Origin of the sequence: Bradyrhizobium sp. 26S5, from assembly GCF_036923295.1 — a bacterium.
In the GTDB taxonomy this organism is placed as follows: domain Bacteria; phylum Pseudomonadota; class Alphaproteobacteria; order Rhizobiales; family Xanthobacteraceae; genus Bradyrhizobium; species Bradyrhizobium septentrionale.
In genome coordinates this window covers 4,751,389-4,777,556 of the sequence record NZ_CP145948.1, presented here as the reverse complement: position 1 = coordinate 4,777,556, position 26,168 = coordinate 4,751,389, and the positions used below count along the sequence as shown (strand labels likewise).

The 26,168-nt window shown below is 63.9% G+C and carries 24 protein-coding genes and 2 pseudogenes; 14 read left to right on the top strand and 12 right to left on the bottom strand.

What is annotated here, in order from left to right:
- Positions 1 to 123 precede the first annotated feature (123 nt).
- The 6 genes and pseudogenes from V5279_RS22080 to V5279_RS22055 all read left to right on the top strand — a co-directional run bounded on the left by V5279_RS22080 (position 124) and on the right by V5279_RS22055 (position 5,127).
- Entirely contained in the window at positions 124 to 1,302 is a 1,179-nt protein-coding gene (locus V5279_RS22080; RefSeq protein ID WP_224741602.1) for a patatin-like phospholipase family protein, read from the top strand.
- 95 nt (positions 1,303 to 1,397) lie between these two features.
- Positions 1,398 to 2,171 carry a TetR/AcrR family transcriptional regulator gene (locus tag V5279_RS22075; protein WP_166295726.1) on the top strand — a complete coding sequence of 258 codons (774 nt, stop codon included), beginning with the start codon at positions 1,398 to 1,400 and terminating at the stop codon, positions 2,169 to 2,171.
- 303 nt (positions 2,172 to 2,474) lie between these two features.
- A complete protein-coding gene (locus V5279_RS22070; protein WP_338700949.1) occupies positions 2,475 to 3,077 on the top strand; it encodes a PepSY domain-containing protein in 603 nt (200 codons plus the stop codon).
- Between the two features lie 267 nt (positions 3,078 to 3,344).
- Entirely contained in the window at positions 3,345 to 4,382 is a 1,038-nt protein-coding gene (locus V5279_RS22065; RefSeq protein ID WP_338700947.1) for an aspartate-semialdehyde dehydrogenase, read from the top strand.
- Positions 4,383 to 4,388: 6 nt separating this feature from the next.
- Positions 4,389 to 4,730, top strand: a pseudogene (locus V5279_RS22060) (tautomerase family protein); the annotation flags it as partial.
- Positions 4,731 to 4,803: 73 nt separating this feature from the next.
- Positions 4,804 to 5,127 (top strand): hypothetical protein, encoded by a 324-nt coding sequence (locus tag V5279_RS22055; protein ID WP_338701929.1) that lies wholly within the window; start codon positions 4,804 to 4,806, stop codon positions 5,125 to 5,127.
- Positions 5,128 to 5,207: 80 nt separating this feature from the next.
- Here V5279_RS22055 and queA read toward each other — a convergent pair whose 3' ends face one another.
- The 5 genes from queA to coaD all read right to left on the bottom strand — a co-directional run bounded on the left by queA (position 5,208) and on the right by coaD (position 8,402).
- Positions 5,208 to 6,290, bottom strand: coding sequence for a tRNA preQ1(34) S-adenosylmethionine ribosyltransferase-isomerase QueA (queA, locus tag V5279_RS22050; RefSeq protein ID WP_338700946.1), 1,083 nt, complete (start codon positions 6,288 to 6,290; stop codon positions 5,208 to 5,210).
- 116 nt (positions 6,291 to 6,406) lie between these two features.
- A complete protein-coding gene (locus V5279_RS22045) occupies positions 6,407 to 6,871 on the bottom strand; it encodes a peptidylprolyl isomerase (protein ID WP_016846097.1) in 465 nt (154 codons plus the stop codon).
- A complete protein-coding gene (locus tag V5279_RS22040) occupies positions 6,847 to 7,287 on the bottom strand; it encodes a TonB C-terminal domain-containing protein (RefSeq protein WP_166295737.1) in 441 nt (146 codons plus the stop codon). Before V5279_RS22040 ends, V5279_RS22045 begins: the two co-directional genes overlap by 25 nt.
- Positions 7,288 to 7,293: 6 nt before the next feature.
- A complete protein-coding gene (locus V5279_RS22035) occupies positions 7,294 to 7,857 on the bottom strand; it encodes a peptidylprolyl isomerase (RefSeq protein ID WP_338700941.1) in 564 nt (187 codons plus the stop codon).
- Positions 7,858 to 7,904: 47 nt separating this feature from the next.
- The gene (coaD, locus tag V5279_RS22030; RefSeq protein WP_166295742.1) at positions 7,905 to 8,402 is read right to left on the bottom strand and encodes a pantetheine-phosphate adenylyltransferase; all 498 of its coding nucleotides are present in this window, start codon (positions 8,400 to 8,402) and stop codon (positions 7,905 to 7,907) included.
- A 267-nt stretch (positions 8,403 to 8,669) separates the two neighbouring features.
- Here coaD and V5279_RS22025 point away from each other — a divergent pair, with 267 nt between their 5' ends.
- The 3 genes from V5279_RS22025 (at position 8,670) to V5279_RS22015 (ending at position 12,118) form a co-directional block, all read left to right on the top strand.
- Complete coding sequence (locus V5279_RS22025) at positions 8,670 to 8,927, top strand: hypothetical protein (RefSeq protein WP_166295745.1); 258 nt, start codon at positions 8,670 to 8,672, stop codon at positions 8,925 to 8,927.
- Between the two features lie 199 nt (positions 8,928 to 9,126).
- On the top strand, positions 9,127 to 11,025 hold the full coding sequence (locus V5279_RS22020) for a potassium transporter Kup (protein WP_166306780.1): 1,899 nt from the start codon (positions 9,127 to 9,129) through the stop codon (positions 11,023 to 11,025).
- A gap of 115 nt (positions 11,026 to 11,140) precedes the next feature.
- Positions 11,141 to 12,118, top strand: coding sequence for an aminoglycoside phosphotransferase family protein (locus tag V5279_RS22015; RefSeq protein ID WP_338700938.1), 978 nt, complete (start codon positions 11,141 to 11,143; stop codon positions 12,116 to 12,118).
- Positions 12,119 to 12,154: 36 nt separating this feature from the next.
- On the opposite strand, the gene V5279_RS22010 is transcribed toward V5279_RS22015, so the two are convergent.
- The gene (locus V5279_RS22010) at positions 12,155 to 12,346 is read right to left on the bottom strand and encodes a hypothetical protein (RefSeq protein ID WP_166295751.1); all 192 of its coding nucleotides are present in this window, start codon (positions 12,344 to 12,346) and stop codon (positions 12,155 to 12,157) included.
- The gene (locus V5279_RS22005; RefSeq protein WP_338700934.1) at positions 12,343 to 13,152 is read right to left on the bottom strand and encodes a transglutaminase family protein; all 810 of its coding nucleotides are present in this window, start codon (positions 13,150 to 13,152) and stop codon (positions 12,343 to 12,345) included. The genes V5279_RS22010 and V5279_RS22005 overlap by 4 nt, the downstream gene beginning before the upstream one ends.
- Positions 13,153 to 13,414: 262 nt before the next feature.
- On the opposite strand from V5279_RS22005, the gene V5279_RS22000 reads away from it, so the two are divergent.
- Entirely contained in the window at positions 13,415 to 13,600 is a 186-nt protein-coding gene (locus V5279_RS22000; RefSeq protein WP_029082652.1) for a hypothetical protein, read from the top strand.
- Positions 13,601 to 14,009: 409 nt separating this feature from the next.
- Here V5279_RS22000 and gyrA read toward each other — a convergent pair whose 3' ends face one another.
- The 3 genes and pseudogenes from gyrA to V5279_RS21985 all read right to left on the bottom strand — a co-directional run bounded on the left by gyrA (position 14,010) and on the right by V5279_RS21985 (position 18,085).
- Positions 14,010 to 16,736, bottom strand: a complete 2,727-nt coding sequence (gene gyrA / locus V5279_RS21995) for a DNA gyrase subunit A (protein ID WP_338700932.1) — start codon at positions 16,734 to 16,736, stop codon at positions 14,010 to 14,012.
- Positions 16,737 to 16,948: 212 nt separating this feature from the next.
- Positions 16,949 to 17,347: pseudogene (locus V5279_RS21990) on the bottom strand (DUF2306 domain-containing protein).
- A gap of 252 nt (positions 17,348 to 17,599) precedes the next feature.
- Positions 17,600 to 18,085 (bottom strand): single-stranded DNA-binding protein, encoded by a 486-nt coding sequence (locus tag V5279_RS21985; protein WP_029082655.1) that lies wholly within the window; start codon positions 18,083 to 18,085, stop codon positions 17,600 to 17,602.
- Positions 18,086 to 18,539: 454 nt separating this feature from the next.
- Here V5279_RS21985 and V5279_RS21980 point away from each other — a divergent pair, with 454 nt between their 5' ends.
- The 4 genes from V5279_RS21980 to V5279_RS21965 all read left to right on the top strand — a co-directional run bounded on the left by V5279_RS21980 (position 18,540) and on the right by V5279_RS21965 (position 24,563).
- A complete protein-coding gene (locus V5279_RS21980) occupies positions 18,540 to 19,283 on the top strand; it encodes an outer membrane protein (RefSeq protein ID WP_166306786.1) in 744 nt (247 codons plus the stop codon).
- A 305-nt stretch (positions 19,284 to 19,588) separates the two neighbouring features.
- Positions 19,589 to 20,248 (top strand): outer membrane protein, encoded by a 660-nt coding sequence (locus V5279_RS21975; protein WP_338701335.1) that lies wholly within the window; start codon positions 19,589 to 19,591, stop codon positions 20,246 to 20,248.
- Between the two features lie 255 nt (positions 20,249 to 20,503).
- Positions 20,504 to 23,491 carry an excinuclease ABC subunit UvrA gene (gene uvrA / locus V5279_RS21970; RefSeq protein ID WP_338700930.1) on the top strand — a complete coding sequence of 996 codons (2,988 nt, stop codon included), beginning with the start codon at positions 20,504 to 20,506 and terminating at the stop codon, positions 23,489 to 23,491.
- A gap of 130 nt (positions 23,492 to 23,621) precedes the next feature.
- Entirely contained in the window at positions 23,622 to 24,563 is a 942-nt protein-coding gene (locus V5279_RS21965) for a DUF262 domain-containing protein (protein WP_338701333.1), read from the top strand.
- A 192-nt stretch (positions 24,564 to 24,755) separates the two neighbouring features.
- Here V5279_RS21965 and V5279_RS21960 read toward each other — a convergent pair whose 3' ends face one another.
- Positions 24,756 to 25,079, bottom strand: coding sequence for a PRC-barrel domain-containing protein (locus V5279_RS21960; RefSeq protein WP_166205151.1), 324 nt, complete (start codon positions 25,077 to 25,079; stop codon positions 24,756 to 24,758).
- A 151-nt stretch (positions 25,080 to 25,230) separates the two neighbouring features.
- Positions 25,231 to 26,166, bottom strand: coding sequence for a cytochrome D1 domain-containing protein (locus V5279_RS21955; RefSeq protein ID WP_338700926.1), 936 nt, complete (start codon positions 26,164 to 26,166; stop codon positions 25,231 to 25,233).
- Positions 26,167 to 26,168: the final 2 nt, after the last annotated feature.

The window sequence follows — 26,168 nt, the reverse complement described above, 5'->3', positions numbered from 1 at the left end:
CGGATCGACGCTTGCTTCGGCCAGCCACCACGTTAAACAAAACGAAACCGTATCGTTTTATGTCGATAATGAGGCAGGGCTTCCCGCCGTGCCGCAATCCACGCAGAGACGTGACTGGCAGAGATGTTTTCACACCCTAGCGCCCGGCCTCGGGGCATCCGCCCTCGCACGACGGCTGCCGGCGCGATCCGGCATGCCGCTCTGCTGTGCGGCCTCGCCTTCGCGCTGGCGGCCTGCAGCTCGCTGCCGCGGACGCCCTACACGGCGGCCGACGCCGTCAATTCACGGGTGCTCGATCTCGACGGGCTGCGCCGCTACGCCGACGAGCCTGCGTCCAAATTCCGGCTCGACAAGAGCGACGTCGCCCCGATCAAGACCTATCTCGCCCTCTCCGGCGGTGGCGCCGACGGCGCCTACGGCGTGGGTGTCCTCAACGGCTGGACCGCGGCCGGCAATCGCCCGGCCTTCTCGGTCGTCTCCGGCGTCAGCACCGGCGGACTCATTGCGCCCTTTGCGTTCCTTGGCCCGCGCTACGATGACACGCTGAAGGAGGTCTACACCTCAGGCATCGCGGAGAGCCTGCTGCAGGACCCGAGCCTGATGCGGGTGCTGTTCAGCTCCGGCCTGTTCGGCAACAAGCGGCTGCGCGAGCTGGTGGCGCGCTACGTCGGCCAGGACATCCTGAGCGAGGTGGCGCGCGAAAACGCCAAGGGCCGAAAGCTCCTGATCGTCACCACCGATCTCGACACCCAGCGCACGGTGATCTGGGACATGGGGCGGATCGCCACTGTGGGAACGCCCGAGGCGCTGCAGCTGTTTCGTGACGTGATGGCCGCCTCCGCCAGCATCCCGCTGGTGTTTCCGCCGATCATGATCGATGCCGAGGGCCAGGGAAAACGCTTCCAGGAGATGCATGTCGATGGCGGCGTGACGGCACCGGTGCTGACGCTGCCGGACGCACTCCTGTTCCGGGAGCGCAGCTGGCCGGCCAATAGCCGGATGAACATCTACATCCTGGTCAACAAGAAGCTCGAGGGAAACTTCGAGCTGGTGTCGAACTCCACGATCGACGTCGCCTCCCGCAGCATTTCGGCGATCACACAGGCGCAAACCCGCTCCGTGATCCTCTCGACCTATGATTTCGCCCAGCGCAACCGCCTCGGCTTCCATTTGTCCTATATCGAGCGCGATTATCCGGCGCCGGAGACGCAAGGCTTCGATACGGCCTATATGCGCGCGCTGTATCAGTACGGATACGAGAAGGCCGCCGCGGGGTACGCCTGGACCGCGACGCCGCCATGAGCGGCCCGCCTCCGGTACCACCGAATGGACGAATCCGTACCGCGCGGGTTATAGACCGGACAGACCCGTCCGACGCACAACGAGATGAATGGGCAATGGGATTGACCGCAACCAAGGCCAAGGGCGCCAAACAGCCGGCCAAACGCGGCGTGATCAAGTCACGCGGCGGCCGGCCGACCCGGGATGCCGCGATCGAGCGCGACCAGCGGCTGATCGAGGTTGCCACCCGCCTGTTCCTCGAGCGTGGCTTTGATGCGACGTCGATCGATGCGGTGGCCGAGGCCGCCCGCGTCAGCAAGCCTACCGTCTATGGACAGTATGGCGACAAGCGCGGCCTGTTCGCCGCGGTGCTACGGCGCGAAATTGCCCGCTGGCTTGCCCCACTCGCCGCCGCGGCTGCCGAAATGCAGGGCGACGGCAATTGCGATGGTTTGGTCGAGGAGCGGCTGATCGATCTCGGCCGCCAGTTGCTGGTGCTGAATTGCAGCGCGGACTCCATCGCCTTCAGCCGGATCCTGACCGCGCAGGCGATCAACTTCCCCGAGGTCGCCAAACTTGCCGTCGACGAGGGCTGGTCGAAAGCGGTTTCCACGACGGCGGATTTCTTCGAGCACTTGGTCGACAAGGGCGCCCTCGATCTCGAGGATACCACGATCGCGGCCGAGACCTTCCTCAACATGGTGGTCGGCCACACCCATCGGATGGCAACCTTCGGGATCCCGATCGACATGAAGACCGCCGAGACGCGGATGGAGGTCTCGATCCGGCTGTTCCTTGCGGGCGCCGTCGGGCCGCAGGATCGGCTGCGCGAGGCCGCCAAGGAGGCGGCCAAAGAGGTAGCAAAGGGGCGCCGCCGGCCGGCCCGCTGACAGTTTTTATAGGATCATTGCATCGTCTTACACGTTGCCGTGATGAGCCTTGAACGAAACAGAACGAAACCGTATTGTTTAGTTGCAACGAGGCGCAGAATCCGGATCAGCCCCCCAAGGGTTTTGGCGCCGACTTGTAACTTCGACCGTCACGACGGGGCTGCCGCCATCGCTCTGTCTGAACGTTCGGCGGCCGACCTCTGACTAACCGGGGTCGGCCGCACCTTTCTCGGCCCGCCCGGCCGCTGCAAGCGCGGGCAACGCGCAAAGTTCGATACAGGTTCGACGATGAGGACAGGACGATTGCGCGCATTGAGGTATTTGGCATTGGGAACGCGGCTGCTTGCAACCGCGCTGCTGGCCCTGCCCTTCGCGGCGCCGGCCCATGCGATCACGAGTTCGGCTGCCGCGGCCCTCACCCCGCGTGACAATGACAACGCGCTCGACGTGCATGCGGTTCGCCGCGAGCTCGACAGCTTCCAGGCCGCCCAGATCTCGTTGCGCAAGGCGATGGCGATTGCGGAAGCGCTGCACTCCGGTGCGATCACCGCCGACATCAGCTTTGACGGCGCATCGCTTCCCGCGGTCTACCGGGTAAAGACCATGCAGCAGGACCGCATCTGGCACCACGCCATCGACGCTGCGACCGGTGAAGTGGTGGGTGGCGAGGCCGCCTCGCCGCTGACGTCGCTGGGCGCTGAGGACCGCGGCAACCTCGTCGTGCTCAAGGCGCTCCGGCACCGTCTGTCGGATGCGGTGCGCGTCGCCGAACGCTCGACCTCGGGAAAGGCGATCAGCGGCGGCCTGATGCGCGAGCGCGGCAAGCTGAATTTCGTGATCGTGGTGCTCGCCGGCAGCGATCTGAAAGAGGTGATCCTCGAGCCGCCCGGCGCACGGCGACGGTGAGGCCTGCCAGATTTTCGCCCAAAAGCCGTTGACGGACGCCGGTCTCTGCCGCATAAGTCCGAACCATGATCACCGCGACCAAACGCACCACCAAAACCACCAAGCCCTCCGGGGCCTCGGGAGGCGTGCGCGCGTAGTCGGTCGAACCGCATCATCTCTACCCGAAGCCCCGCCTGATGAAGGTCCGGGGCTTTTTGTTGTCTGCAGCACAGCCTGATCCGGAAAAGTGGAAACCGGTTTTCCGACAAGATCACGCTCAAACCCCGAATGGAGGACAAAGTGAGTAACGATCCCGTCGTCGCGATTGTCGGCGTCACCGGCGCAGTCGGAGCCGAATTCATCGCCACCATGGACAAGCGCGGCTTCCGCGTCGGCAAGCTGAAGGCGCTGGCGAGCGCCCGCTCGGCCGGCAAGACCGTCGCGTTCCGCGGCAAGCCGGTCGTGATCGAGGAGCTGACCGAGCGCGCCTTCGAGGGTGTCGACATCGCGCTGTTCTCGGCCGGCAGCGGCATCTCGAAGAAGTTCGCGCCGCTGGCAGTGAAGTCCGGTGCGGTCGTGGTCGACAATTCCTCGGCGTTCCGGATGGATCCGAACGTGCCGCTGGTGATCCCCGAGATCAACGCCAACCGCATCCGCGACCACAAGGGCATCATCGCCAACCCGAACTGCGCCGCCATCACCGCGCTGGTGCCGCTATGGCCGATCCACCAGAAGAACCGCATCAAGCGCGTGATCATCTCGACCTATCAGGCCGCGAGCGGCGCCGGTGCTGCTGCAATGGAAGAGCTCGTCGAATCGACCCGCGCCAGTCTCAACGGACAGGTCTACACGCCGAAGGTGATGCCGCACCCCTACGCCTTCAACCTGTTCAACCACAATACGGCTGTTGACCCCGAGACCGGCTACAACGACGAAGAGACCAAGGTCATCAAGGAGACCCGCAAGATCTTCGAGGACGACAAGATCGCGATCGGCGTGACCTGCGTGCGGGTGCCGGTGCTGCGCGCGCATTGCGAGGCGATCACCTTCGAATGCGAGAAGCCGATCTCCGAGGACCAGGTCCGCGCGATCATGGCGCAGGCGCCGGGCGTCAAGATCGTCGACGATCGCGCCAAGAACTACTTCCCGATGCCGATCGACGCCTCCGGCCAGGACGACGTGCTGGTGGGCCGCATCCGCAAGGATCTGAGCGATCCTTCTGGCCACTCGATCTCGATGTTCGTCGCGGCCGATCAGCTGCTCAAGGGCGCCGCGCTGAACGCGGTGCAGATCGCCGAGCTCTTGCCCGAACGCGCGATGGCGTGAGCGATAATGGAGGGTGGGCAAGGCGCGCCAGCGCCGCGCCCACCCTCAACCCAACAAGCAAGAGCAGGACGTATCATGCCAAGCACTCGGATCACGACCGGCATTTGGGCCCACGGCATCGAGGCCCAGGTGATTGGAGCCGTCCAGTACGCTCTGCTCGCGGCGCTGAAAATCCCTGACTACGACCGCGATGTCGTGCTCGACCTCCATGATGACGCCGCCCGGATCGTTCCAGCGGGCCGATCGGAGCGCTACACACGCATCGAGATTTTCCTGTTTTCCGGACGATCGCTGCAGGCCAAGAAAGCCCTCTACAGCGCCGTGGTGGCGAACCTCTCCGCCCTCGGAGTGCCCGCGAATGAGATCAAGACCGTTCTGATCGAGATTCCACCCGACAATTGGGGCTTGCAGCGGCGTCGACGTGTTCCTGATGGGCTTTGGCAACGATGTCATCAACGGTGGCGGCGGCGTGGATTATGCCTGGGGCAGCGGCGGTTCGGATACTTTTGTGATCACCGATGCCGCTCCCGAGGTCATGGTGATCGAGGACTTCAATGCGGGTGGCGTCGACGACCTGCTGAATTTTGCCGGCACGTCGCTGCACTCATTTGCCGACGTGCAGGCCGCCTCGTTCTACTCGCCGGGCATCAACACGACCATCATCACCGATGCCGCCGGCAACGCGGCCTGGCTGATCGGCGTGGGCCCCTCGCAGCTCAGTGCGAGCATGTTCACGTTCACCTGACGCTGAAGGAGCCGGGCATCTGTCCGGCTCTTCTCCGGGACACCAGAGCCGTGATGGGCGGACCTCGCCCATCCTGGGGTTTACCGGTCCTGCTTGTCGCGGAACAACAAACAGGCATCGCCGTATGAATAAAACCGGTAGCCGTCCCTGATCGCGTGCGCGTAGGCGCGCTGCATCGTCTCGAGGCCTGAGAAGGCCGAGACCAGCATGAACAGCGTCGAGCGCGGCAGATGGAAGTTTGTCAGCAGCATATCGACCGCGCGGAAGCGGTAGCCCGGCGTGATGAAGATCGAGGTCTCGGCCGCAAACGGCTGGAGCGTGCCGTCGGCATTGGCAGCGCTTTCCAGAAGCCGCAGCGACGTGGTGCCGATCGCGACGATCCGGCCGCCTCTGGCGCGCGCGGCGTTCAGCGCGGCGGCGGTCTCGGCGGTGATGCAGCCCCATTCGGCATGCATCTTGTGCTCGGAGGTTTCGTCCACCTTGACCGGCAGGAACGTCCCTGCCCCGACATGCAGCGTGAGCTGATGCAGGTCGACGCCGCGGCTCTTCAGTGCGGCCTGCAGCGCCGACGTAAAATGCAGCCCCGCCGTCGGCGCTGCGACCGCGCCTTCATTGGCGGCGAACATGGTCTGGTAGTCGCTGACGTCCTGGTCGTCGGGCGTGCGCTTGGAGGCGATGTAGGGCGGCAGCGGCGTGACGCCGACATCTGCAATGGCCTGGTCGAGCGCGGGGCCATGGAACGAGAATGACAGCGTCACCTCGCCTTCCTGCCCCTTTGCCTCGACGGTCGCATCGAGATGGCCGAGCAGGCAGACCTTGCCCTCATTGCCGAAGCGGATGGTGTCGCCGGGGCTGAGCTTCTTCGCCGGCTTCACCAGCGCCTGCCAGCGCGAGCCATCGAGCCGCTTGATCAGCGTCGCCTCGATCTTCGGCTCGGTCTCGCGCCCGATGCGGCGGCCCTTGAGCTGGGCCGCGATCACCTTGGTGTCGTTGACGACGATCTGATCGCCCGGCTCCAGCCAATGCGGCAGGTCGGCGATGGTCGCGTCGCGCAGCACGCCGTCGGGATGCACCACCAGCATCCGCGCAGCATCACGCGGGCTCGCGGGGCGGAGCGCGATGTTTTCCGACGGGAGTTCGAAGTCGAAGAGATCGGTGCGCATTGTCTCGCGGCGCCTCATCGGGCGTCATTCCGGGGCACGCGAAGCGTGAACCCGGAATCTCGAGATTCCGGATGGCCGCGCAAGACGCGGCCTCCGGAATGACGGAGTGTCTTAGGTCAAGCCGCGTCGGCGGCCATGCGCGCCTTGACGATCTTGTCCGGATCCTTCACCGGCTCGCCGCGCTTGATCTTGTCGACATTCTCCATGCCCTCGGTGACCTTGCCCCAGACCGTGTACTGGCCGTTGAGGAAGGAGGCGTCGTCGAAGCAGATGAAGAACTGGCTGTCGCCGGAATCCGGATTGGCGGCGCGGGCCATCGAGGCGGTGCCGCGGACATGCGGCTCCTTGTTGAACTCGGCCTTCAGCTTCTTGCCGGAACCGCCCATGCCGGTGCCCTGCGGACAGCCGGTCTGCGCCATGAAGCCGTCGATCACGCGGTGGAACACGATGCCGTCGTAAAAGCCCTCGCGCACCAGCTCCTTGATCCGCGCAACGTGGCCTGGCGCGAGATCCGGGCGCATCTCGATGGTGACCGGGCCCTGGGTGGTTTCGAGGATCAGAGTATTTTCGGTAGCAGCCATGCTCGCTTCTCCTGGCTTCGGGGTGGATATTTCTTGTTCCTGAACGGGATCGCGAACGGACGGCCAGCCACCGCGCCGCCCAGACTCTCGGTAAATGGCAACGGCGTGCAGCGTTGCAACGCCTCCATCACCGCGACCCGGTATGCGATCCGGTCATTGTCGGTGGCTTCCTGCGATTCATAGCTGATCCTCGGATGTCCGAGGATCGCGCCCTCGCGGTTGAAGCTGACAATGACGGTAATGTCGATCGGGCCGGCCTTGTCCGCCGGCGGCGGCCGCCAGCAGCGGTGGATGGCCAGCACCACATCCTTGATCGTATTGAGTTGCTCCGGCTCGGCCGCCACCGACCCGGGCAGCGCGAGCCACACCGCGAGCGGCGCGGCGAACCAGGCAAGTGGTCTGCTGCGCGCCGCCATCGCGGATCACTTCACGTCGGATGCGACCTGCACCTTCACCATCTTGTCGGGATCGGTGACGCTGCCGCTGGGCGAGCCCGCAGGCGCCTTCTTCAGCTTGTCGACCACGTCCATGCCCGACACCACCTCGCCGATCACGGTGTACTGGCCGTTGAGGCTCGAGCCGTCGGCGAACATGATGAAGAACTGCGAATTGGCGCTGTCGACGCTATCGCCGCGCCGGGCCATGCCGACGATGCCGCGCTTGAACGGAACCTGCGAGAACTCCTGCTTCAGGTTCGGATATTTCGAGCCGCCGGTGCCGTTGAAATTCTGGCCGTCGCCGGTCTGCGCCATGAAGCCGTCCATCACCCGATGGAACGGCACGTTGTCGTAGAAGCCCTCGCGCGCGAGCTGCTTGATGCGCTCGGCATGCTTCGGCGCGATGTCGGTGCGCAGCTTAATGACGATGCGGCCCTTGGTGGTGTCGATCACGATCGCATTGGCCTTGTCGAGACCGGCGGGCAGCGGTTGCGCGACCGCGGGCACGACGCAAAGCAGCGCGGCAACGAATGCAAGAATGCGGATCATGGAAACTCCGGATCTCTGGACGTTCGGGATGTGGCAGGCAGCCGGGGTCAGCCGGCGAACTTGGCCTTCAGGCTAGCGGCGACCGATGACGGCACGAATGCAGAGAAGTCGCCGCCCATCTGGGCGATTTGGCGCACCAGTGTGGCGGTGATCGGGCGGACCGCGACCGACGCCGGAACGAACACGGTATGCACCTCGGGCGCCATCGCCTCGTTCATGCCGGCGAGTTGCATCTCGTAGTCGAGATCGGTGCCGTCGCGCAGGCCGCGAATCATGATGGTCGCGCCGAGCTTGCGCGCCGCCGTCACCGTCAAATTGTCATAGGTGGTGCAGTCCAAGGCACAGCCCGCTTGCTGGGCGATCGGGCCGCACAGCTCGCGGAGCATGTCCAGCCGTTCCTCGGTCGTGAACAGCGGCTTTTTACCGGCGTTGATGGCGACGGCAACCACCAGGCGGTCGCACAGGCCGACGGCCTGTCGGACCACGTCCAGATGGCCGTTGGTCACGGGATCGAAGGAACCAGGATAGATCGCGATACGGGGCATAGCCCGTCCTAACCCGCCCCGCTCGCCCCGGCAAGCGGCCTTGGTTCCATCGATACCCACAAAACATTTTGTCGCTCGTCCAGTGAACGAGTCCTGGGATGCCAGCGTCTACGTGGGTGAATGTTTCGTCGGCCGCTGGCGGACGAAACAAAACCGGCCCCCGACGAAACCATTTCCCGCGGTGGCGAAGACACCAGGAAACGTGCGGCCGGTAGAGATTGCACAACGAAACGACGGGCCCGGGGGCTCGTTCACATGGGGACCGTCATGATCAAGGCATTTTCCGCCATCGCTGTTGCCGCGTTCATCGCCGCCGCGCTCACCATTCTGCCGGGCTTTGCTCCGCAGGTCGAAGCCTCCACTCCGCGGCCGCTCGCCAAGGCCGATCGTCTCGATATCCATCTGGTCGGCAAGGACTGTTCACAGCAGGCCTGGCCGAATTTCGAGGCCTCCTGCCTGCGCTCCGCCGGCACCAAGACGGTGGTTCGCGAAGCCCGCCTCGTCACCGCCGACCGCACCCCGTAGTTCGTTTCCAAGCAAAGCAGACACCGCTCCGACGTCACCGGAACGGACAGCCCTCGTCAGCCTGGCGTAAGCTCAGGCCGTCACACAAATCCCAATGGTAATTTGCGGCGTCCCGTCGCAGACTATCGTCTAAGGCGCCCGTCCGGATGATCCGGCGGGCGCAAGCCATCAGGGGATTGCCGTGACGAGTACGCCCGCGATCGTTTCTTCTGGCCACCCTCCGAGCAGTCCGATCCCGGTTGCCGTCACCCTCGGTGCCTTGGGCGTCGTCTATGGCGACATCGGAACCAGCCCCCTCTACGCCCTCAAGGAAGCCGCCAAGGCCGCCACCCATGGCGGACCGCTCACCGAGAGCGCGGTGCTCGGCGTGGTCTCGCTGATCCTGTGGGCGCTGATCCTCATCATCTCGGTCAAATATGCGTTGCTGATCCTGCGCGCGGACAACCGCGGCGAAGGCGGCATCGTCGCCCTGCTGGCGCTGCTGTCGGCGCGCAACGCGGCGCCCGGGACCTGGCGCGCCCATCTTCTGGTCGTCGGGCTGATCGGCGCCGCGCTGCTCTACGGCGACGGCGCGATCACGCCGGCGATCTCGGTGCTCTCGGCGATCGAGGGCCTGAAGGTCGACGCGCCATCGCTGGCGCCGGCCGTGGTGCCGGTCACCGTCGTCATCCTGATCGGCCTGTTCATGATGCAGAAGCAGGGCACGGGCTTCATCGGCAAGATCTTCGGCCCGGTGATGCTGTTCTGGTTCGGGGTGCTCGCAGTGCTGGGCATTCACGGCATCGTCAAGGCGCCCGGCGTGCTGGTTGCGCTGAGCCCGTTCTACGCATTCGATTTCCTGATCCATCAGGATTTTCACGTCAGCTTTGCCATTCTCGGCGCCGCCTTCCTCGCGGTCACCGGCGGTGAGGCGATGTATGCCGACATGGGGCATTTCGGCCGCTTTCCGATCCGGCTCGCCTGGTTCGCCATCTGCCTGCCCGCGCTGGTGCTGAATTATTTCGGCCAGGCCGGGCTCCTGATCACCGACCCGACCGCGATCGACAACCCGTTCTTCCAGTTGTCGCCCGACTGGGCGCATTACCCGCTCGTCCTGCTCGCGACCATCGCCACCGTGATCGCCTCGCAGGCCATCATCTCCGGCGTATTCTCGCTGACCCAGCAGTCGATCCAGCTCGGCTTCCTGCCGCGCATGCATATCGAGCACACCACGAGCGATGCGATCGGCCAGATCTACGTGCCGCTGGTGAACTGGCTGCTCGCGGCCGGGACGCTCGGCGCGGTACTGGCGTTCGGCACCTCGGACGCGCTGGCCGGCGCCTACGGCATCGCGGTGTCGCTGCTGATGGCGATCACCACCCTGCTCGCCGCGCTGGTCGCGATCCAGTGGGGCTATTCGCCGATCATCGTGATCGCGGTGAACGGCTTCTTCTTCATCATCGACGCGATCTTCTTTGCGGCAAACTCGACCAAGCTGTTCGAGGGCGGCTGGTTCCCGCTGCTGCTCGCGGCCGCCGTCGCGTTCCTGATGCTGACCTGGCGCAGCGGCGTGAAGCTGGTCGAGAAGGCACGCGGCAAGCTGCGGCAGCCGGAAGAGGATCTGATCGAGACCGCCGTCAACAAATGCAGCGCCCGCCTGCCCGGCACCGCCGTGTTCCTGGCGTCGGCCCCCAACGGCGTGCCGCTCGCGCTGACCCAGTTCGTCAAGCACAACCACGTGCTGCACCAGCGCGTGCTGCTGGTCACGGTGCTGATCGAGGAGCGGCCGAGGATTTCCGATGAGGAGCGCGCCGAGGTGGTCGAGATCGTCCCGGGCATCACGCGGATCATCCTGCATTATGGCTTCATGCAGTATCCGACGATCTATGAGGGGCTGAAGCTCGCCTGCCAGCAGAGCAAGTTGCCTGGCATCGATCTTTCCGACGTGACCTATTACATCGGCCGCGAGACCATCATCCCGCGCGAGGACGTTCCGGGCATGTGGGTGTGGCGGGAATCGCTGTTCGCCTTCCTGCAGCGCAATGCGGAGCGGACGGCGGCGTTCTTCGGCGTGCCGACCGGTCAGGTCGTGGAGTTCGGCACGGAGATCGAGATCTGATTTCAACGTCTGCGTAGCCCGGATGCAGCGAAGCACAATCTGGGACAAGTGACGGCCGTATCGCAAGCCCCCGGATTTTGCTTCGCTGCATCCGGGCTACGAGTGATCTCCGGGAATGTCAGACGATCCGCCCCTTCAGCTGAAGCCGCGGCTGGCGGTCTCGATCGACCAGGCGCAGGCCATCATCAACCGAGTCGCGCCGGGCGCAACGGTGCGCGACGTCATCGAGCTGCGCGGCGGCGAGATCAGCACGATCCTCGAGATCGTGCTGGCGGACGCGCCGGGCTGCATCCTCAAGGTCTACCCGGCGCAGCTGCAATGGAAGATGGCGAAGGAGGTCCACGTCCTAGGGCTGTTGCGCGAGGTCGACATCCCTGTTCCCCGTATTCTCGTCGCCGACGACACGCGCTCGGTGATCGACCTCAGCTTCGTGCTTATGACGAAGCTCCACGGCGTCGTGCTCGGCGGCCGCGAGCGGGCCCTGACCGATCAGCAGCTGTTTGTGATCTACGCTGCCATGGGCGAAGCGCTCCGCCGCATCAACGACGTCACGCTCGACAGCTTCGGCTATATCGGCCCGCGCGGGGTCTGGACGCCGCACCCGACCAACCGCGCCTACATGTCCGCCCAGTTCGAGCGAAAGCTGACGGAGTTTTGCACGCGCGGCGGCGACCCGGCGCTCGCCGGGCGGCTCCGGCACAGCATTGCCGCACGCAGCGACCTGCTCGACGCCGCCGACCGGCCCCGCCTGTGCCACTACGATCTCCATGCCGGAAACGTGCTGGTGACGCCGGAAGGCACACCGCAACTCTCAGGCATCGTCGATTTCGAGAATGCCACCGCCGGCGATCCCCTGATGGATATCGCCAAGGCGCTCTATTACTTCACGCCGAAGGATGCGCCCAAGCGCGACGGATTGCTCGCGGGCTACGGCACCCGCGACCGCCCCGACTGGGAAGCCACGATCGCGCTCTACCGGCTCGCCTGCACGCTCGAGCTCTGGTGCTGGTTCGCCCAGATCGGCCGGGCGGACGCGCTCTCCGCCCTCACCAGAGAACTCCAGAATTCGGCCGGTCAGGGCTTGGCTCATTGACCCAAATCGGACGTCGACATCGAAGGGCCTGAAGGTCTATTCGCCCGCCGCGAGACGACGAATGCCGGATGCAGTCAGGCCGAGTTCACCGAGCCGTCTGACTGCGTAGCCGAGACCGACAAGGCGCTCCCAGTGCAACTGGGGAATCTCCCGTTGCGCTTCGCCCTTGCCGACCTCGACCAGGGAGGCGAACTCGTCCGAACTGAGGGCTTGGGGATGATCCGTCACGACGCGGCCTCGTCGGTCCAGACCTTGAACGAAATCAGCGTGTTTGGCCCAAACGTCTGCGTGATCGGAACGTCGGACGCATCCCGTCCATGTGCGATCAGAACCCGGCCGATCCGCGGCACGTTGTTGCGCGGATCGAACATATGCCAACGCTCGCCGATATAGGCCTCGAACCAGCCGGCGAAATCACCGGCTGCCCAAGGCAGCGGGGTGCCGATGTCGCTGAGATAGCCGGTGCAATAGCGCGCCGGAATGTTCATGCAGCGGCAGAAGGCAATAGCGAGATGCGCGTAGTCGCGGCACACGCCCTTGCATTCGTTGAAGGCCTCCCACGCCGTCTTGGTGGCGCGGGCGTGCTCGTAGCCGAAAGTGATGTGGCGATGGACGAAATCGCAAATGGCCTGGACCCGCGGCCAGCCCGGCGGCGTGCCCTCGAACAGCTTCCATGCGATTTCCGACAGCCGGTCGGTCTCGCAATAGCGGCTGCCAAGCAGATAGACCAGCGTGTCCGACGGCAGGTCCTCGACCGCGTGCTGGCCGGCCGAAGCAAACACCGGATCAGGCTCGCCGCTGTCGCGCACGACGCCATCGGCCGCCAGCCGCATCGGACCGGCCGGCGCAACGATACGGCTGCACCAATTGCCGAATCCGTCGCGATACGGCGTGATCGGCACTGAGGGGGTAGTGGTCAGGTAGTCGGGGACGATGATGTCGGAGGCGCGCGTAAAATGCGTGCCCAGCACCATGATGATGGGCGTCGGCTGCGGGAACTCGTAGTGCATTTCGAATCCGACGCGAAGCTTCATCCGAAATACATCCCTCTTTGTACCACCGACATGGCTACGAAGCGGGCGAATACAAGGTATGATCTGCCTCGTCGGACAAATACCCGCATCGCGCGAGAAAATGATGGCTATTTGCCGCAATAGCGCGCAGGAACGGATGCGCTTGCCGAACTGGCGCGGCTTGCCGGCGCGAGTCGAACCTGACGAATGTTCGAGCCAGATGGTTGAAAGCCTCCTCCGTGCGTTCGACACAATTTCGGAACGCGCTCACCGAAAGACCCTGATGCAAAATCTCTCGCCTCGCCACGTCAAGACTGAAGAGTCCGTCCGCCTCGGCGTGATTTCCGGTTGGTACTCCACAAAGGTCAGCGGAACATTCGTGACGGGCCCGCATGACACCGAAGCCGATTGCCTGCGCAAAATCGCCGAGATCGATCCGCCACCACCGCCGCCGAAGAAGAAGAGATAACCCCTGCTCGACCAAATCGGCCGCACTGGCAGACGGGCCGCCCAGGACGCATATCGGCAAGATGGCCAAACAAAGCCGCGTTCGCCTCCTTGAGGTTACCGTGATTGCGCAGAACGAGCCCACGCGCTGGAAATGGTATATTTCCGAAGGCGGTCTTGAGCTCGTGCACGGCTACGCGACGTCACGCGAAACAGCGCAAAGAGACGGCGATAACGCACTGTTCACAATGCTATCTGCCTCCCAAACGCCCTGAGCGGGTCGCTTTCGACGAACAGAGAAGCAAGTGCCTCAAGCTCGGCGAAACGACGCACAGGCGCAGCCCGGCCCGCCCAGGCAATCAGGCATGTATCAACCCGCGGCGGGGGCCTGACCTCGAGCCGCATGCAACGAACCACGTTCGAGAACGGCCTTACTCGCCGTTGCCGTTCGCGCCGTTTTCCTCTTCTGGAATATGCTCGACCGAGACCACGTGCTCGTCCTCGGCGGTGTCGAACACGATCACGCCCTGGGTGGAGCGGCCGGCGACGCGGATGTCGGCCACCGGGCAGCGGATCAGCTGGCCCTTGTCGGTGACCAGCATGATCTGGTCGGCGTCTTCGACCGGGAACGACGCCACCAAATTGCCGTTGCGGTTGTTGACGCTCATCGCGACGATGCCTTTGCCGCCGCGGCCGGTGGTGCGGTACTCGTAGGACGAGGTCCGCTTGCCGAAGCCGTTGACGGAGACCGTGAGCACCACCTGCTCGGCCGCCGACAGCTCGGCATAGCGCTCCTGCGACAGCTGGATCGCGTTCGCCGTCTCTTCGCCTTCCGCCTCGACCGGCTCCTCGGCCGCAGTCTCGCCGGCCACCGCGCGGCGCATCTTCAAGTACGCCGAGCGCTCGTCCGAGGTCGTCTCGACATGGCGCAGGATCGAGAGCGAGATCAGCTTGTCGGCGTCGGCCAGTGCAATGCCGCGCACGCCCATCGAGGTGCGGCCGGTGAAGACGCGCACATCGGTGACCGGGAAACGGATGCACTGCCCGCCCGCGGCGGTCAGCAGCACGTCGTCACGTTCGGTGCAGATCTGCACGTCGACGATCGCCTCGCCCTCCCCGAGCTTCATGGCAATGATGCCGGAGCGGCGGACATCGACGAAGTCGGACAGCTTGTTGCGGCGAACGGTGCCGCTGGTGGTCGCGAACATCACGTCGAGATTGCCCCAGGAGGATTCATCCTCCGGCAACGGCATGATCGTGGTGATACGCTCGCCCTGCTCCAGCGGCAGGATGTTGATCAGCGCCTTGCCGCGCGCGTTCGGCGCTGCCATCGGCAGCCGCCAGACCTTCTCCTTGTAGACCTGGCCGCGCGAGGAGAAGAACAGCACCGGCGTGTGGGTGGAGGCCACGAACAGGCGCGAGACGAAATCCTCGTCGCGGGTCTGCATGCCGGCGCGGCCCTTGCCGCCGCGGCGCTGCGCCCGGTAGGCCGAGAGCGGCACGCGCTTGACATAGCCGGCGTGCGACACCGTCACGACCATGTCCTCGCGCTGGATCAGGTCCTCGTCCTCGACCTCGCCTTCCTGCTCGATGATCACGGTCTTGCGCGGGGTTGCGAACTGCTGCTTCACCTCGGCCAGTTCGGTCTTGATGATCGCCTGAACGCGGGCGCGAGACCGCAGGATGTCGAGATAGTCGGCGATCTCCGCCGCGAGCTTGTCGAGCTCTTCGGAGATCTCGTCCCGCCCCAGAGCGGTCAGGCGCTGCAGCCGCAGGTCGAGGATGGCCTTGGCCTGCTCCATCGACAGCCGGAGCGTACCGTCGTCATTGATGCGATGCCGGGGATCGTCGATCAGCGTGATCATCGCCTCGACGTCGCGCGCCGGCCAGTCGCGCGACATCAGGGACTCGCGCGCCGTGTTCGGATCGGGCGAGGTTCTGATGACGCGGATCATTTCATCGATATTGGCGACCGCGATCGCAAGGCCGACCAGGATATGGGCGCGGTCGCGCGCCTTGCCGAGCAGGAATTTGGTCCGCCGGGTCACCACCTGCTCGCGGAACGCGACGAAGATGGTGAGCAGGTCCTTCAGATTCATCGTCTGCGGACGACCGGAATCCAGCGCCAGCATGTTGGCGGGGAAGTTCGACTGCAGCGGCGTGAACCGATAGAGCTGGTTGAGCACCACATCGGGCACCGCTTCGCGCTTCAGCTCGATGACGACGCGATAGCCGTCGCGGTCGGACTCGTCGCGCAGATCGCCAATGCCCTCGATCTTCTTCTCTTTCACCAGGTCGGCGATACGCTCGACCATCGTCGCCTTGTTCACCTGATAGGGAATTTCGGTGATGATGATCGCTTCACGGTCCTTGCGGATGGTGTCGATCGCCACCTTGCCGCGCATTACGATCGAGCCGCGGCCGAGGTGATAGGCCGAGCGGATGCCCTGGCGTCCCAGGATGACGCCACCGGTTGGGAAATCCGGTCCCGGAATGATGTTGATGAGCTCGTCGATCGAAAGCGCCGGGTTGTCGATCAGCGCCACACAGGCGTCGACGACCTCGCCGAGATTGTGCGGCGGGATGTTGGTCGCCATGCCGACCGCGATGCCGCCCGCGCCGTTGACCAGAAGGTTCGGGAACCTGGCCGGCAGAACCGACGGCTCCTGCTCGGAATTGTCGTAGTTCGGCTGGAAATCGACGGTTTCCATGTCGATGTCGGCGAGAACGGCGAGCGCCGCCTTCGTCAGCCGTGCCTCGGTATATCGATAGGCCGCAGGCGGATCGCCGTCGACCGAGCCGAAATTGCCCTGTCCGTCGATCAGCGGCACGCGCAGCGAGAAGTCCTGCGCCATCCGGACCATCGCGTCGTAAATCGACTGGTCGCCGTGCGGGTGATATTTACCGATCACGTCGCCGACGACGCGCGCGGATTTTACGTACTTCTTGTCCGGCGTATGTCCCTGCTCATGCATCGAGTAGAGAATGCGCCGGTGCACCGGCTTCAGCCCGTCGCGCGCATCGGGCAGCGCACGCGACACGATCACGCTCATCGCGTAATCGAGGTAGGACTTCTTCATCTCGTCGAGAATGGAAACGGGACGAATATCTGAGGGCACCGGCGGCTCGCCGGGCTTGTCGTCTTCGGGTTCGGACAAAGGGGAAATCCGGTCAGTTCTGCTGGGGAATCATATAGCGTATCGAGGGCCTGATAACCACCCTTACGCCGCTCCGGCAAGCCGTTTTTCCCTTCGTTTTTTCATGCACTTACCGGCGACATTGCAGGTTCCCGGCGGGCCCGCTCTGCGTGGCGAATGCGAGCTGGCGAAGACCGGGCGGAACCGGCTTCGCAATGCCCTTTTTCGCTCAGTTACTGGCCGAAGATCACGGCATGCATGATCCGCCCGGGCATGAAGGTGAACAGCCCGGCAATGACCAGCGCGCCGAAGAAAATGCCGATCATCGTGAACTTGTGGCGGCGGACATTGTGGCTCCGTGCCGCCGTCACGCCGAGCACCAGCATCGCCAGCGAGAAGATCGACAGCAGGTGGATCGGGCTCCACGGGCCCAGCAGCCGGATCTGGTGGATCCAAAACGAGCCCCCGGCGACGATCAGCATCAGGATCACCCAGATCTAGCCGAGCGTCCGGTGCGGCAGCGTGCCCTTCGGTGCGGCGAGCTGAATCGAGCCGAGCACGAAGGCGGCCATCGCCGCGAAGGCATGGAGCGGGATCGCAGGCGCAGCGTCGAGCAATGGCGCGAGGCTCATGATGGCGGCCCTCGGGTGATGCGCGCGGCCAGGCATCGCTCGCCGCAGGTCGATGTAAATATCATTCACATCAGCCTGTGTCAAAGCACGGGGAACCCGCGAAGGCCTCTTCCGACAATCACGTAATATCAGATTGATACGAGGTTATCCTCATAATCCACACAAATGACCTCCCTCGCGCGTCGTACCGCCGCCCCGGGAAATGATCTTCACGGGGGTGACGCCTGACAGAATGTGGGAGGCGCGATCCCGTCAGAACGGGATGTCGTCGTCCATATCGCTGTTGCGGCCGCCGGCGGCGACTGCACGGCGCGGCGCCGAGCTGACCGGTCCGGCCGAGCCGAAATCGCTGCCGCCATCATCGGAGAAGCTGCCGCCTCCGCCGCTGCGGCCGTCGAGCATCGTCAGGTTGGAGTTGAAGCCCTGCAGCACGACCTCGGTCGAATACTTCTCGACGCCACTCTGGTCGGTCCATTTGCGGGTCTGCAGCTGACCCTCGATGTACACCTTGGCGCCCTTCTTCAGATACTGCTCGGCGACTTTGCAGAGACCTTCGTTGAAGATCACGACGCGGTGCCACTCGGTCTTTTCCTTGCGCTCGCCGGTGCCCTTGTCGCGCCAGGTTTCCGAAGTGGCGATCGACAGATTTGCGATCGGACGGCCGTCCTGCGTCCGCCGGATTTCCGGATCCTTGCCGAGGTTCCCAACCAGGATCACCTTGTTCACGCTTCCCGCCATCGCATCATCTCCACTCAAAAACCGGGCGCCGGACATCGGCCGCCACTCTCAACCTTCGCCACTTACATTGCAGGCGTCGTGGATGACCCTATACGCCGGCGCCGGCCCGACGCCTTTGCCGTCGCGCGGTTATCCACGATTATTGAGATCGAGATATAGCACCGCCGCCGGCATTGTTCCAGTTTTGTTCACCACAACCTGCCGTAGCAGCCGGCGACGGCGTTGGCGCGGCCGCCGGTCACGGGATCAGCGGTCGCCTCGCGGCGATCACTCAGACTAATTGCAATAAAATCAGTATCTTGTTCTGTCGGCACTTCTTCCGCGAGTGTTGCATTTGGGAGACGGCGCTTCAGGTTGAATCAGCGTATAGATTCCAACCATGGCGCGGGCGCTCGCGTCTGAGATCGTGCTTCGGGACCAGTTGGAAGCCGATTTGGGAAGCTGGGGATTGATGATGAAGAAGTTTTTGCTCGCGACCGTTGCTCTGATTGCGTTCGCCGCGCCGGCGGCGGCAGCCGATCTGGCAGCCCGCCCCTACACCAAGGCGCCGCCGATGATCGCCGCCGTCTATGACTGGAGCGGCTTCTATATCGGCGCCAACGGCGGTTGGGGTTCGAGCCACAATTGCTGGGATCAGCTCCCGGGCGGCACTTTCATCGGATCGGATGGTTGCCACGATGCAACGGGCGGCGTCGCCGGTGGCCAGATCGGCTATCGCTGGCAGGCGGGCACCTGGGTGTTCGGCCTCGAAGCGCAAGGCGACTGGGCTGACCTGAAGGGCAGCAACGGCAGCGCGATCTTCCCGGGCCTGTTCACCAACCAGAGCAAGATCGACGCGTTCGGCCTGTTTACCGGCCAGATCGGCTACGCCGTCAACAACGTGCTGCTCTACGCCAAGGGCGGTGCGGCGCTGACCGACAACCGCTTCAGCACCTACTTCACGCCGACCGGCGCGCTCGGCGGCCGCGCCACCGACACCCGCTGGGGTGGCACCATCGGCGCCGGCATCGAAGTCGGCTTCGCGCCGAACTGGACCGCTGGTATCGAATACGACCACCTGTTCATGCAGGACAAGACCTACAACCTCACCACCCCGAATGGCGCGCTGTTCAGCACCATCCGCGACCGCCAGGACGTCGACCTCGTCACCGTCCGCGTGAACTACAAGTGGGGTGGCCCGGTCGTTCCGCGCTACTGATCGCACGCAGCGGATCTGATCCAGACGAAAGGCCGGCGTTGCGCCGGCCTTTTTGTTTGCGCGATCGAACGGCCGAACGCCCCGGTCCATAGCATCGGAGACCGGAGCCAGCCTCGCGCCGGCTCTCCTATTGGTACGTGCGCACCTCGCGCGCTCGTTTTCCGTGCATTGTGGTTTCCCGGTTACACAACCTCCGCGATTTCTGTGTAGAAACTTTTGCTCGTCACGCAACATTGCCGTGACGCTCCCTCCAATGTTTGGAGGGACAAGAAAATGGGCAAGAAAACGGGACTCGGACTTTGAAAATCAGGAATGTTTTGCTGGCATCGGCCGGCATGCTCGCACTGAGCACTTTTGCACCTGCGATGGCCGCCGACATGACTGCACGCGCCCCCTACGTGAAGGCTCCGCCGCCGGCCGCGATCTACAACTGGACCGGCTTCTACATCGGCGGCTTCGGTGGCTATGCCAGCGAGGATTCCGGCAATCCGAAGATGGAAGGCGGCTTCGGTGGCGGCACCATCGGCTACAACTGGCAGGCCAGCAACATCGTGTACGGCCTTGAGGCCGACGGCGCCTGGGCTGACGTCAATGCCTCCGCCACCGGCTTTGGCATCACCGCGACGAGCAAGATCGACGCACTCGGCACCGTGCGCGGCCGCCTCGGCTTCGCGGTCGACAAGGTGCTGTTCTACGGCACCGGTGGCTATGCCTGGATCGACAACAAGATTACCCTTAGCGGCTTCGGCCTGACTACCTCGCAGAGCAACTTCCACTCCGGCTGGACCGTCGGCGCTGGCATCGAAGCCTTCATCGCGCCGCAGTGGTCGATCAAGGGCGAGTACCTGTATCGCAGCCTGAGCAGCGAAAACTACTTCGGCGTGCCCTCCGGCGACCTCAACCTGCACAGCGTCCAGTTCGGCGTGAACTATCACTTCGGCGGCCCGATCGTCGCCAAGTACTGAGCCAGGGACTGGTCGTTTCGCTACGACCTCACACGGAAGGCCGGCGCCTAACGCCGGCCTTTTTCGTTGCCGGAACCAGCCCTGCTGACGGCTGCTGCCATCGGGCAAACTATCCGTTGATGGAGACGACTCAGCACTAGAAATCTGCCGCCGTTCTTCCTACGTTCCAGTCTTCTCACCCATCGGCGCAAGGTCCCGGCAGCACCGGCGATGCGCGCCCAAAAGGCGCCCGATCATGCGCCCGGAATTGTCGCAATGGATGAAGTGCTCAAGGCGAAGCGCCAACAGAACGCCGGCTCCTCATCGCGCGCCATCACGATCCGCGGCGCGCGCGAACACAATCTGAAGAACATCGACGTCGAGATTCCGCGCGACAGACTGGTCGTGTTCACCGGCCTGTCCGGCTCGGGCAAGTCGTCGCTCGCGTTCGACACCATCTATGCCGAGGGCCAGCGCCGCTACGTCGAGTCACTTTCGGCCTATGCGCGCCAATTCCTCGAGATGATGCAGAAGCCCGACGTCGACCAGATCGATGGCCTGTCGCCTGCGATCTCGATCGAGCAGAAGACCACGTCGAAGAATCCGCGCTCCACCGTCGGCACCGTCACCGAGATCTACGACTACATGCGCCTGTTGTGGGCGCGCGTCGGCGTGCCCTATTCGCCGGCCACCGGCCTGCCGATCGAAAGCCAGATCGTCTCGCAGATGGTCGACCGCGTGCTGGCGCTGCCGGAAGGCACCCGCCTCTATCTGCTGGCGCCGGTCGTGCGCGGCCGCAAGGGCGAGTACAAGAAGGAGCTCGCCGAGTACCTCAAGAAGGGTTTTCAGCGCGTCAAGATCGACGGCACCTTCTATGAGCTGTCGGAGGCGCCCGCGCTCGACAAGAAATTCCCGCACGACATCGACGTCGTGGTCGACCGCATCGTGGTGCGCCCGGACCTTTCGCAACGCCTCGCGGAGAGCTTCGAAACTGCGCTGAAGCTCGCCGAAGGCCTCGCCGTGATCGAATACGCCGACGCGCCCGCGGCGGCCGCGCAAGACGAGAAGAAAGAGGACAAGAAGAAGACCGCAAAGATCCACGACAAGAGCGGCCCCGAACGCATCCTGTTCTCGGAAAAATTCGCCTGTCCGGTTTCGGGCTTCACGATCCCCGAGATCGAGCCGCGCCTGTTCTCGTTCAACAATCCCTATGGCGCCTGTCCCGCCTGCGGCGGCCTCGGCGTCGAGCAGCATATCGACGAGGACCTCGTCATCCCGGACAAGGAGCTGACCTTGCGCAAGGGCGCGATCGCGCCCTGGGCCAAGTCGTCCTCGCCCTATTACATCCAGACCCTGACCGCGCTCGGCAAGCACTACAAGTTCACGCTCGACACCAAGTGGAAGGACCTGCCCAAGAAGGTGCAGGCTGCGCTGCTGCACGGCTCCGGCGACGACGAGATCAAGTTCTCCTATGAGGACGGGGTGCGCTCCTACGACACCAAGAAGCCGTTCGAGGGCGTCATCACCAACATCAACCGCCGCTATCGCGAGACCGAGAGCGAGTGGGCGCGCGAGGAGCTCGGCAAGTATTTCTCCGACGTGCCCTGTGCCGGCTGCAACGGTTACCGGCTGAAGCCCGAGGCGCTGTGCGTCAAGATTGGGGCTAAGCACATCGGCGAGATCTCCGAGCTCTCGGTGAGGCGCGCCGGCGAATGGTTCGAGACGGTGCCGGCGGCACTCAACGCGCAGCAGAACGAAATCGCCGCGCGTATCCTCAAGGAGATCCGCGAGCGCCTGACCTTCCTGCTCGACGTCGGCCTGAATTACCTGACGCTGTCGCGCTCCTCCGGCACGCTGTCGGGCGGCGAGAGCCAGCGCATCCGCCTGGCGTCGCAGATCGGCTCGGGCCTGACCGGCGTGCTCTACGTGCTGGACGAGCCGTCGATCGGCCTGCACCAGCGCGACAACGCCCGCCTGCTCGACACGTTGAAGCGGCTGCGCGACCTCGGCAACACGGTCGTGGTGGTCGAGCATGACGAGGACGCCATCCGCCTCGCCGATTATGTGCTCGACATCGGCCCCGGCGCCGGCATGCACGGCGGCCACATCGTGGCCGAAGGCACGCCCGACCAGATCATGCGCAACCCGAAATCGCTGACCGGCAAATATCTGACCGGCGAGCTGTCGGTTGCGATCCCGGACCGGCGGCCGCCGAACCACCGGCGCACCATCAAGGTGATCAACGCCCGCGGCAACAATCTGAAGAACGTCTCGGCCGAGATCCCGCTCGGCCTGTTCACCTGCGTCACCGGCGTCTCCGGCGGCGGCAAGTCGACGCTGCTGATCGACACGCTGTACCGCGCGATCGCCCGCAAGCTCAACAACGCCAGCGAAGGCGCCGCACCTCACGACCGCATCGAGGGCCTCGAGCACATCGACAAGATCATCGACATCGATCAGTCGCCGATCGGCCGCACGCCACGTTCGAACCCCGCGACCTATACCGGCGCCTTCACGCCGATCCGCGAATGGTTCGCCGGCCTGCCGGAGGCGAAGGCACGCGGCTACGAGCCCGGGCGGTTCTCCTTCAACGTCAAGGGCGGCCGCTGCGAGGCCTGCCAGGGCGACGGCGTCATCAAGATCGAGATGCACTTCCTGCCCGACGTCTACGTCACCTGCGACACCTGCAAGGGCAAGCGCTACAACCGCGAGACGCTGGAGGTGCTGTTCAAGGGCAAGAGCATCGCCGACGTGCTCGACATGACGGTCGAGGAAGCCGCCGAGTTCTTCAAGGCGGTGCCGCGCGTGCGCGAAACCTTCCAGACCCTGCACCGCGTCGGCCTCGACTACATCCATGTCGGCCAGCAGGCCACCACGCTGTCCGGCGGCGAAGCCCAGCGCGTCAAGCTCGCCAAGGAACTGTCAAAGCGCGCCACCGGCCGCACGCTCTACATCCTGGACGAGCCGACCACCGGCCTGCACTTCCACGACGTGGCAAAGCTGCTCGAGGTGCTGCACGAGCTGGTCGCGCAGGGCAACACGGTTGTGGTGATCGAGCACAATCTCGAGGTCATCAAGACCGCCGACTGGGTGATCGACCTCGGCCCCGAAGGCGGCGACGGCGGCGGCGAGATCGTCGCCTGGGGCCCGCCGGAGGACATCGTCAAGGCGCCGAGGAGCTACACCGGCAAATTCCTGGCACCGGTGCTGAAGAAGGCGAACAGCAAGCCGAGGAAGAGCAGCGCGAGCGAGGCGGCGGAATGAAAACTTTCACATGAGTCTTTCAGATCGGAAGCTAGACTCTTTCGTAAGTAACTTGGGGCTTTTCTGTGCCGATCATTGAACGCGAAGTCGACGGGCTGTCGGGCCTCCTGACCTCCAAAAGTCCCGGCTTATTGAAAGCATTCTTCTCGGAATCCCTCTGCCCTCGATATTCGTTGCTCAAACTGAGGACGGAAAATGGGAGCTGGTCGACGGACTTCAGCGCGTCTCGACAATCTTGCAGCTTCAGGGTGAACTGATCGATGACTCTGGTCAGAGGCTCGCCCCACTTGCTTTGGAAGGAACAGATTATTTGCCCTCTCTTGAAGGCAAGACGTGGGAACACGCCGACAAAAAGAGGGCGCTCTCCGAAGCTCAACGACTTGATATCAAACGAGCAAAGATCGATATCAAAATTATCAAGCGAGACTCGTCACCTCAAGCCAAGTACGACTTGTTTCACAGGCTGAACAGCTACGGTACGGCCCTGACTCCTCAAGAGCTGAGGTCGTCTCTCTTGGTGGCAGTGTCATCAGAATTCTTCACTCAACTAGAGAATATGGCGACCTACCCGAGCTTCGTGGAGTGTGTCTCGTTGAGCGAACGATTGGTCGAGGAACGCTTCGACCTAGAATTGGTCACTCGATTTCTCATTCTTCACAACTGGCCTAACGAGAAACTGAATCTAACTTCCTTACGCGATTTACCAAAGGTGTTAGACGACGCGATTGTTAGGCTCGCGATCGATGGTCGTTCGTCTCATCGTCAATTGGCTAAGGTGTTCGAAGATACGTTTGATCTTATTTCGGCGTCGGGTGGGCAGCAGATATTCCGTAGATGGGACAATCAAAAAGGAGATTTCACAGGATCCTTCTTGCTATCCGCATTCGAGATTTTTGGCCTCGGAGTCGGATATCATTTAGCGAACCACCAGCGCGTTCGTCCCAATCTCGTGCAAGCGTCAAAAGACGTTTGGACGATGCCAAAAATGCAAGCGGGTTACGCTACAGGTCGATCAACCGAAGCGAGGCTAATAGAATTCGTTCCGCTCGGCAGGAAGGTTACAGAGGGCTGACTAGCGACGGGATTGAACGTACCTTTCGTCGCATAGAGCGACGTCAGGCCACCTCACCTCGATGAGGGGGTGCCAGCTAGCAACTAGCCCGGACGAGCGAAGCGACATCCGGGATAGCCGGCCGAACAATCCAACTGCTGCCGCATATCGCTTCGCTCATGCGGGCTACAACAACCGCTTCTCACCGGCTCGCTACACCGCCCAGTAATTCGGGTGCGTGTAGCGGTCGCCCCAGTCGAAGGCGTCGCCGTCTAACTCGGACGGCCCTGTGCGCAGATCCTCCAGCGTCACCTCGGCCTCGAAGGCCTGCCGCTCGGGATCAAATCGCAGCGCGGTCCATCTGACGGGATAGTGGTGGTGGGTACTCAGCACGCCGCCGGTCTTGATCACGGCGTAGGCCACCGTTCCGCTCACCTTGTCGAGCATCAGCCGCTCGATCGATCCGAGCTTCGTGCCGTCGCGCCCGAACACGCAGACATGCTCGACGCGGTCGCTGGGCACCAAGGTATGATGCATGGCATCCTCCCTGTCTTCCCTTGTTCGGCGGAGATTATAGCACCAGCGCACGCCGGATGTGCAGACAAGTAGCCCGGATGAGCGCAGCGATATCCGGGAAGATCGCGTCAAATCGTCCCGCACGTCGCTTCGCTCATGCGGGCTACAGCCCCTACTCCGTCCTTCTGAGAAACGCCCCAAACGCCCTTGGCCCGTCGCCGACCTTGATCTCACCCACCACCTTCAGCTCGGCGGAATCGATTACGCTGAGCGTATTGCTCTCCCAGTTCGCGACCACGATCCGCTTGCCGTCGGCCGTCGCCTCGATGCCCTCGGGGTAATCGCCGACATTGATCCGCTTCAATGGCTGCAAGGTCGCGAGGTCGAACACGCTGACCTTGCCGTCATACTGGTCGGTGACGAAGCCGCGGCCCTGCGCCAGCGCCACCGCATAGGGGCGCAGGCCGACATGGACGCGGCCGAGTTCGCGGGCGGTCGCAATATCGATCACGGAGACGTCGTTGGAGCCGACATTGGCGGTATAGGCGCGCTTGCCCTCGGCATCGATGGTGACGCCGAACGGACGGGTGCCGACCTTCACGATCCCTGTCCGCTCGCGCGTCGAGGTATCGATGATCGAGACGCTGTCATCGTCGCGGTCCGCCGAGAGCAGCAAGCGCCCGTCCGGAGTCACCGCTAGCCCGGACGGCGATGCACCGACCGCGATGCTGGCGGCGACCCGCTGCTCCCTGGCATCGATCACCCGTACCGCGGCGGCGTACCAGTCGGCGACATAGACCGTCGCGCCGTCCGGGGCGACCGCGATGCCGAGCGGCCCGCCGCCGACATCGACCCGGCCGACCACCTTTCGCGCTGACGCATCGACCACGGTCAGCGCCTTGGCGTCGGGGCTCGTCACATAGGCGAAGCGGCCGTCATTGCTGACGGCGACGCCGGCGGGCTTGCCGCCGATCGCGATGGTCGCGACCGGTTTCGACGTCGCGAGATCGACCACCGTCAGATCGTCGCTGAGCTGGTTGGTGACGAAGGCCTCCTCGGCATGCGCGGTGCCGAGGCCGAGCAGCGCCGCGACAACGATCGCCCGCATGC

Bases quoted from the DNA above. Each gene is read 5' to 3' on its own strand.
- queA (WP_338700946.1), bottom strand. From the start codon at position 6,290: ATGCGCACCGATCTCTTCGACTTCGAACTCCCGTCGGAAAACATCGCG.
- V5279_RS22000 (WP_029082652.1), top strand. From the start codon at position 13,415: ATGCAAAATCTCTCGCCTCGCCACGTCAAGACTGAAGAGTCCGTCCGC.
- V5279_RS22040 (WP_166295737.1), bottom strand. From the start codon at position 7,287: ATGGCGGCGCGCAGCAGACCACTTGCCTGGTTCGCCGCGCCGCTCGCG.
- V5279_RS22005 (WP_338700934.1), bottom strand. From the start codon at position 13,152: ATGAAGCTTCGCGTCGGATTCGAAATGCACTACGAGTTCCCGCAGCCG.
- V5279_RS22080 (WP_224741602.1), top strand. From the start codon at position 124: ATGTTTTCACACCCTAGCGCCCGGCCTCGGGGCATCCGCCCTCGCACG.
- V5279_RS21955 (WP_338700926.1), bottom strand. From the start codon at position 26,166: ATGCGGGCGATCGTTGTCGCGGCGCTGCTCGGCCTCGGCACCGCGCAT.
- V5279_RS21985 (WP_029082655.1), bottom strand. From the start codon at position 18,085: ATGGCGGGAAGCGTGAACAAGGTGATCCTGGTTGGGAACCTCGGCAAG.
- V5279_RS22025 (WP_166295745.1), top strand. From the start codon at position 8,670: ATGATCAAGGCATTTTCCGCCATCGCTGTTGCCGCGTTCATCGCCGCC.
- V5279_RS22035 (WP_338700941.1), bottom strand. From the start codon at position 7,857: ATGATCCGCATTCTTGCATTCGTTGCCGCGCTGCTTTGCGTCGTGCCC.
- V5279_RS21960 (WP_166205151.1), bottom strand. From the start codon at position 25,079: ATGCATCATACCTTGGTGCCCAGCGACCGCGTCGAGCATGTCTGCGTG.
- V5279_RS22075 (WP_166295726.1), top strand. From the start codon at position 1,398: ATGGGATTGACCGCAACCAAGGCCAAGGGCGCCAAACAGCCGGCCAAA.
- V5279_RS22045 (WP_016846097.1), bottom strand. From the start codon at position 6,871: ATGGCTGCTACCGAAAATACTCTGATCCTCGAAACCACCCAGGGCCCG.
- uvrA (WP_338700930.1), top strand. From the start codon at position 20,504: ATGGATGAAGTGCTCAAGGCGAAGCGCCAACAGAACGCCGGCTCCTCA.
- V5279_RS22015 (WP_338700938.1), top strand. From the start codon at position 11,141: ATGTCAGACGATCCGCCCCTTCAGCTGAAGCCGCGGCTGGCGGTCTCG.
- coaD (WP_166295742.1), bottom strand. From the start codon at position 8,402: ATGCCCCGTATCGCGATCTATCCTGGTTCCTTCGATCCCGTGACCAAC.
- V5279_RS21980 (WP_166306786.1), top strand. From the start codon at position 18,540: ATGAAGAAGTTTTTGCTCGCGACCGTTGCTCTGATTGCGTTCGCCGCG.
- V5279_RS22065 (WP_338700947.1), top strand. From the start codon at position 3,345: ATGGAGGACAAAGTGAGTAACGATCCCGTCGTCGCGATTGTCGGCGTC.